This window comes from Pseudonocardia sp. DxW (assembly GCF_058448985.1).
Map to the genome: position 1 here is coordinate 1 of NZ_JBZFLK010000075.1, position 1270 is coordinate 1270.

1 protein-coding gene is annotated in these 1270 nt (G+C 70.1%); it reads right to left on the reverse strand.

What is annotated here, in order from left to right; translation table 11 throughout:
• Nucleotides 1-143: 143 nt before the first annotated feature.
• Nucleotides 144-1270: ISL3 family transposase (locus tag ACVJO7_RS34010; protein WP_491676369.1), on the reverse strand; the 1127-nt coding region annotated here is incomplete at its 5' end.

Sequence of the window (1270 nt, forward strand, 5' to 3'; positions counted from 1 at the left end):
ATCGGCAACGTGCCGCCGGTCGAGTACGAACACAACTACTACGCTCACCAACCAGCCCGAGACGACCACGTCGCGGGAGAACCTCGCCTCCACTGGGACTGTCCGATCTCCGGCTCTGGCACAGATTCGGTGGTCGGGCGGGTTCAGCTGAGCAGGATCCGCTGCCGGAGCAGCGGGAACCCCGCTCGGCCATACATCTGCCGCTTGAGCAGCTTGACCTTGGTGTTCGCGCCCTCGATCGGCCCGTTGCTGTAGGACAGGGTCAAGCCCGCCAGGACCGCCGGCAGGTCCTTGCTCAGGCCGCGGACGAACGAGTGCAACGGAGCCAGGTCGCTGTTGTCGACAGCGGTCATCCAGGCGTGCAGATCGGTGCCGCGCCGCTGGGTGAGCAGGCTCGCGAAGTCACGGACGTGCTCGACCAGGGCAGTGAACTGCGGACATGCTGCAACCAGGTCGTCGAGGTGGGTGCGGTCAGGGTCGGGCAGGTCGCCGGGCCGAGTCATGATCCACGACACCAGCCGGCGCGGCGCGGGCACCGGCCGCTCGGTGCGGGCCCGGCCCTGGTTGAGGTAGCGGACCAGCAGGTTCGCGCTGCCGGTGTAGCCGCGCTCGCGGATCTCGGCCAGGAGCTGGGTGGTCGGCACCTGCGGATCGACGAGCAACCGGCGGCGTAGGTGATCGCGGTACGGGTCGACGAGAGTAGTGCTGTAGCGCGGTGGCCGGATCAACTCCTCGGCCCGGGCGGCTCTCGCGTAGCGCTTGATCGTGTTGAGTGACCAGCCCAGCCGTCGGGAACAGTCGAGCAGACCGACACCGTGGTTGAGCAGGGCGTGGACGGCGGCGTGGCGGGCCCGTGTTCGTTGCGCGAGCGCCGGCTCCGGGCGTGCGCTGTCCGTGCTTGTCGGGGTGGGTGCGGTGGCGGGGCGCCAGCAGGCGGTGTGGGCGATCACGACCTTCTCGGCGGCGCGGCCGAGACCGTGCCATGGGTGCCAGCGGTCGCTGACCTGTACCGCCTCGGGTGCACCGGCGGTGATCGCCTCGGCGTAGGTGGCCGATCCGTCCCGGCAGACCGCGGTGATCCCGGGTCGATCACGCAGCCAGTCGGACAGGGTCGCTGCCCGCCGATCGGGCAGCACGTCGATCCGGCGGTGGGTGACCGGGTCAATCACCATCGACATGTAGCGGCGCCCGCGGCGCAGCGCGACGTCGTCGACGCTGAGCACCGGCGGTGTCGGGGCGGCCGGTAGTGGTAGCGCCATCAGTGCGCGTA